3 tRNA genes and 3 rRNA genes are annotated in these 6,355 nt (G+C 53.9%); all 6 read left to right on the top strand.

From position 1 onward, the window contains the following. Positions 1 to 486 precede the first annotated feature (486 nt). The 6 genes from PXK07_RS18440 (at position 487) to PXK07_RS18465 (ending at position 6,352) form a co-directional block, all read left to right on the top strand. Positions 487 to 1,946 (top strand): 16S ribosomal RNA (locus PXK07_RS18440). A gap of 143 nt (positions 1,947 to 2,089) precedes the next feature. Next, positions 2,090 to 2,165, top strand: a tRNA-Ala gene (locus PXK07_RS18445). Between the two features lie 212 nt (positions 2,166 to 2,377). Then, positions 2,378 to 2,454, top strand: a tRNA-Ile gene (locus PXK07_RS18450). A gap of 522 nt (positions 2,455 to 2,976) precedes the next feature. Continuing rightward, positions 2,977 to 5,803: ribosomal RNA gene (locus tag PXK07_RS18455) — 23S ribosomal RNA — on the top strand. Between the two features lie 194 nt (positions 5,804 to 5,997). Continuing rightward, positions 5,998 to 6,112 (top strand): 5S ribosomal RNA (rrf, locus tag PXK07_RS18460). The 16S, 23S and 5S rRNA genes sit together here with 3 tRNA genes alongside, the layout of an rRNA operon. 163 nt (positions 6,113 to 6,275) lie before the next feature. After that, a tRNA-Met gene (locus PXK07_RS18465) sits at positions 6,276 to 6,352 on the top strand. Positions 6,353 to 6,355: the final 3 nt, after the last annotated feature.

The raw sequence follows: 6,355 nt of genomic DNA on the forward strand, positions 1-6,355 counted from the left end.
CCCTTCACCGGCGGCGCTGAGGCGCTACTGAGAGGATCTGGACGGAACGCGAGAGTGGATGTTCGGGTTTGATTGGGAAGCTGGTCTGACACCGGGAAAGACTGGGGCATCTTTGAGGATTGGTTGGGCGATGGCGCTAGGTAATGGCGTTATGGTCTGGTTTTGGTCTCTTGGGTGTTTGCTCTTTGACAATTTGGATGACTGAAGAGATATGTGGGCGGTTTGGTTCATTTCGATGGATCAACGTCTGTATATCGCGCTCATAGGGTTTCGGCCCGATGATTGAGTGTCAGCTTCACTGTCTTGTTCGGCTTCGGTTTCTTTTGAAACCAAGCACAACAGACAGAGAAACGTCGATGTTCGTTCCAGGATCCTAGCCGGGTCTGGAGCCGTGCTGATTGGGGCCCGTCCTCAAGCAGCGTAAGCGGTAGGACATCGAGAATGTGCAGAGGTTCGAACGTCAAGGATAGCAGGGTAACCTGCTTTCAACTTGAGAGTTTGATCCTGGCTCAGAACGAACGCTGGCGGCAGGCCTAACACATGCAAGTCGAGCGCACTCTTCGGAGTGAGCGGCGGACGGGTTAGTAACGCGTGGGAACGTGCCCAGATCTAAGGAATAGCCACTGGAAACGGTGAGTAATACCTTATACGCCCTTCGGGGGAAAGATTTATCGGATTTGGATCGGCCCGCGTTAGATTAGATAGTTGGTGGGGTAACGGCCTACCAAGTCTACGATCTATAGCTGGTTTTAGAGGATGATCAGCAACACTGGGACTGAGACACGGCCCAGACTCCTACGGGAGGCAGCAGTGGGGAATCTTGGACAATGGGGGCAACCCTGATCCAGCCATGCCGCGTGAGTGATGAAGGCCTTAGGGTCGTAAAGCTCTTTCGCCAGGGATGATAATGACAGTACCTGGTAAAGAAACCCCGGCTAACTCCGTGCCAGCAGCCGCGGTAATACGGAGGGGGTTAGCGTTGTTCGGAATTACTGGGCGTAAAGCGCGCGTAGGCGGACCAGAAAGTTGGGGGTGAAATCCCGGGGCTCAACCCCGGAACTGCCTCCAAAACTCCTGGTCTTGAGTTCGAGAGAGGTGAGTGGAATTCCGAGTGTAGAGGTGAAATTCGTAGATATTCGGAGGAACACCAGTGGCGAAGGCGGCTCACTGGCTCGATACTGACGCTGAGGTGCGAAAGTGTGGGGAGCAAACAGGATTAGATACCCTGGTAGTCCACACCGTAAACGATGAATGCCAGTCGTCGGGTAGCATGCTATTCGGTGACACACCTAACGGATTAAGCATTCCGCCTGGGGAGTACGGTCGCAAGATTAAAACTCAAAGGAATTGACGGGGGCCCGCACAAGCGGTGGAGCATGTGGTTTAATTCGAAGCAACGCGCAGAACCTTACCAACCCTTGACATCCTCGGACCGCCAGAGAGATCTGGTTTCCACTTCGGTGGCCGAGTGACAGGTGCTGCATGGCTGTCGTCAGCTCGTGTCGTGAGATGTTCGGTTAAGTCCGGCAACGAGCGCAACCCACATCCTTAGTTGCCAGCAGTTCGGCTGGGCACTCTAGGGAAACTGCCCGTGATAAGCGGGAGGAAGGTGTGGATGACGTCAAGTCCTCATGGCCCTTACGGGTTGGGCTACACACGTGCTACAATGGCATCTACAGTGGGTTAATCCCCAAAAGATGTCTCAGTTCGGATTGGGGTCTGCAACTCGACCCCATGAAGTCGGAATCGCTAGTAATCGCGTAACAGCATGACGCGGTGAATACGTTCCCGGGCCTTGTACACACCGCCCGTCACACCATGGGAGTTGGGTTTACCCGAAGGCCGTGCGCTAACTTTTGAGGCAGCGGACCACGGTGAGCTCAGCGACTGGGGTGAAGTCGTAACAAGGTAGCCGTAGGGGAACCTGCGGCTGGATCACCTCCTTTCTAAGGATGATGCTAGTCAGATCAGCTTGCTGATCTCGTGCATCACTTAGCAGAAGATGCGCAAACAAAGCGCATCAACATCAGGACCGAGCCGTCCTCATATCTCTTCAGAAAGACAGAGCCTCAGGATTGAGGTTCAGCAAGGGGCCTTAGCTCAGCTGGGAGAGCGCCTGATTTGCATTCAGGAGGTCAGGAGTTCGATCCTCCTAGGCTCCACCAAGCCATTTGCGAAGCAAAGGCGTTGTCGCGGCAGTGCCTTCGCGCAGCGAAGGTCACGAGAGCGACTTTCCGCCATTGGCCCCGGTTCGCGACAGCAGCGGTTGCCGAACTCTTCGGTGACATAACCACTGAGTGCTGCTCTCGGCAGATTTGCTGACGCAAATCGCCTGTCGCACACCTGTTTTGTTTTTGCCTGGCAAAAACACAAACAAGGGTCGGTAGCTCAGGTGGTTAGAGCGCACGCCTGATAAGCGTGAGGTCGGAGGTTCAAGTCCTCCTCGACCCACCAACCGCTCTTTTGGCTTCGCCAAAAGATGCGGGAAGTCATCCAACAGAACAAAGGGTTTGATTTGACCTTTGAGGGCTTCTGCGGAAGCGTTCAAACGTCCAATCGGACGGAAGTTTTGACATCGTTTAGAGAGAAATATCAACAACACTGTTGGTCGTCCCGAGTGTGGGAATGACCTCAGATAGGTGACGCAGAGCTTGCTCTGCCGACAGCAACCGGATCCGTCATGTTTCCTCAGACGCCCGGATGTTTGCCTGGCTGAAACGACAGTAGTTGTCCAAGTCAAGTACACTAACCCGCATGATCTACCCGATCATGCAATGTGCTTTCTTAAGGTTCAGGACCGACATCCTGAACGCTCCGCCAGCTCTTAGGGCCTCAGGTCCTCAAGTAGCGAAGCGGTAGGACATTAAGAAAGCGCGGGAAAGTATGCTTTTTGGTTCAGAAACAGAGACACGGTTGTGAACCAGCTTCCGTGTTGTGACGAAATGCCTTCGGGCATGGCTGTCTCTTTCTGGATCAGATCAAGCGCGAGAAGGGCGTTTGGTGAATGCCTTGGCAGTAAGAGGCGATGAAGGACGTGATACTCTGCGATAAGCTGTGTGGAGCCGAGAATAGGCTTTGATACACGGATTTCCGAATGGGGGAACCCACCTGACAGTTCGATATTGTTACTTCGGTACTCAATATCTTGCTGAACCAGGTACTTAAGACCTGAATACATAGGGTTTTAAGAGCAAACCCGGGGAACTGAAACATCTAAGTACCCGGAGGAAAGGACATCAATTGATACTCCCCTAGTAGCGGCGAGCGAACGGGGACCAGCCGAGCCAGATGAGTGACTAGAACACGTTGGGAAGCGTGGCCATAGCGGGTGACAGCCCCGTATAGGAAGCTTTGATGGACGTATTAAGTAGGGCGGGACACGTGAAATCCTGTCTGAAGATCGGAGGACCACCTTCGAAGGCTAAGTACTCCTTACTGACCGATAGCGAACCAGTACCGTGAGGGAAAGGTGAAAAGCACCCCGACGAGGGGAGTGAAACAGTACCTGAAACCGAACGCCTACAATCAGTTGGAGGCCCCTTGAGGGCTGACAGCGTACCTTTTGTATAATGGGTCATCGACTTGGTCTCACGAGCAAGCTTAAGCCGCTAGGCGTAGGCGCAGCGAAAGCGAGTCTTAATAGGGCGCATGAGTTCGTGGGATCAGACCCGAAACCGAGTGATCTAGGCATGGCCAGGTTGAAGGTGCGGTAACACGCACTGGAGGACCGAACCCACATCTGTTGAAAAAGATCGGGATGAGCTGTGCCTAGGGGTGAAAGGCCAATCAAACTCGGAGATAGCTGGTTCTCTGCGAAATCTATTTAGGTAGAGCGTCATCCGAATACCCCGGGGGGTAGAGCACTGGATGGGTAATGGGGCCCCACAGGCTTACTGATCCTAACCAAACTCCGAATACCCGGGAGTACTAGATGGCAGACACACTGCGGATGCTAACGTCCGTAGTGGAGAGGGAAACAACCCTGACCTCCGGCTAAGGCCCCTAATTCATGGCTAAGTGGGAAAGCAGGTGGGACGACCAAAACAACCAGGAGGTTGGCTTAGAAGCAGCCATCCTTTAAAGATAGCGTAACAGCTCACTGGTCTAAATAAGTTGTCCTGCGGCGAAGATGTAACGGGGCTCAAGCCATGAGCCGAAGCCGAGGATGCACATAGTGCATGGTAGCAGAGCGTAGTGTGACATAGCTTCATGTCTCCTTATGTCCTTCGGGGCTATTGGAGACACGAAGCTTTCGATGAAGCCGGGGCGTGAGCCATCCGGTGGAGAGATCACTAGCGAGAATGATGACATGAGTAGCGACAAAGAGTGTGAGAGACACTCTCGCCGAAAGTCCAAGGGTTCCTGCTTAAAGCTAATCTGAGCAGGGTAAGCCGGCCCCTAAGCCGAGGCCGAAAGGCGTAGGCGATGGGAACCAGGTTAATATTCCTGGGCCAGGAGGATGTGACGGATTGCGACTGTAGTTCAGCCTTATCGGATTGGTTGGGCTGCTGAGCAGTCCCTGGAAATAGCCCTCCATCAGACCGTACCCTAAACCGACACAGGTGGACTGGTAGAGAATACCAAGGCGCTTGAGAGAACGATGTTGAAGGAACTCGGCAAAATACCTCCGTAAGTTCGCGAGAAGGAGGCCCGGGTTCAAGGCAACTTGGATCCGGGGGCACAAACCAGGGGGTGGCGACTGTTTATTAAAAACACAGGGCTCTGCGAAGTCGCAAGACGACGTATAGGGTCTGACGCCTGCCCGGTGCCTGAAGGTTAAAAGGAGGGGTGAGAGCTCCGAATTGAAGCCCAGGTAAACGGCGGCCGTAACTATAACGGTCCTAAGGTAGCGAAATTCCTTGTCGGGTAAGTTCCGACCTGCACGAATGGCGTAACGACTTCCCCGCTGTCTCCAACATCGACTCAGCGAAATTGAATTGCCTGTCAAGATGCAGGCTTCCCGCGGTTAGACGGAAAGACCCCGTGCACCTTTACTACAGCTTCGCACTGGCATCAGGATTGTGATGTGCAGGATAGGTGGTAGGCATCGAAGCAGGAACGCAAGTCCCTGTGGAGCCTCCCTTGAGATACCACCCTTCGCACTCTTGATGTCTAACCGCGGTCCGTTATCCGGATCCGGGACCCTGCGTGGCGGGTAGTTTGACTGGGGCGGTCGCCTCCTAAAGCGTAACGGAGGCGCGCGAAGGTTGGCTCAGAGCGGTCGGAAATCGCTCGTTGAGTGCAATGGCAGAAGCCAGCCTGACTGCGAGACTGACAAGTCGAGCAGAGACGAAAGTCGGCCATAGTGATCCGGTGGTCCCGAGTGGAAGGGCCATCGCTCAACGGATAAAAGGTACGCCGGGGATAACAGGCTGATACTGCCCAAGAGTCCATATCGACGGCAGTGTTTGGCACCTCGATGTCGGCTCATCTCATCCTGGGGCTGGAGCAGGTCCCAAGGGTACGGCTGTTCGCCGTTTAAAGAGGTACGTGAGCTGGGTTTAGAACGTCGTGAGACAGTTCGGTCCCTATCTGCCGTGGGTGTAGGATACTTGAGAGGAGTTGCCCCTAGTACGAGAGGACCGGGGTGAACGATCCACTGGTGGACCTGTTATCGTGCCAACGGTAGTGCAGGGTAGCTATGATCGGACAGGATAACCGCTGAAGGCATCTAAGCGGGAAGCCCCCCTCAAAACAAGGTATCCCTGAGGGCCGTGGAAGACCACCACGTCAATAGGCCGGAGATGTAAGTGCAGCAATGCATTCAGTTGACCGGTACTAATCGCCCGATTGGCTTGATCTGATCCAGTAAAAGACAGCCACACCAAAAACGCATACGACGCGACCTGGACAACACGTTGATAATAAGCCTACCGCTTGTGGAAATGTCCTCGTGACATAACTCGGGTGCGGCAACGGGCATTTGCTCTGCAAATACCCTGCCTGCCGCCAACCATGAAAATCCAACAAGCCGAAGGCTTGTTGGTATTTTCTTGGTTTGGTGGTCATAGCACGAGCAAAACACCCGGTCCCATCCCGAACCCGGAAGTTAAGTGCCGTCGCGCCAATGGTACTTGGGCTTAAGCCCTGGGAGAGTAGGTCACCGCCAAACCTAGTAAATACCAAAACAAAAACTCTCTAATACGATCAAAAACGCTAGCTACACGATCCAACACAAAACGGATCAAGGACAAACATAGTCCTCAAGTAGCAAAGCGGTAGGACACACAAACCGAGCTCAAGTAGCGCTCCGCGCGGTAGCTCAAACATAGTGCCGCGGGATGGAGCAGCCAGGTAGCTCGTCAGGCTCATAACCTGAAGGTCGCAGGTTCAAATCCTGCTCCCGCAACCAATA

The organism is Phaeobacter sp. QD34_24 (assembly GCF_028890115.1).
GTDB lineage: Bacteria > Pseudomonadota > Alphaproteobacteria > Rhodobacterales > Rhodobacteraceae > Phycobacter.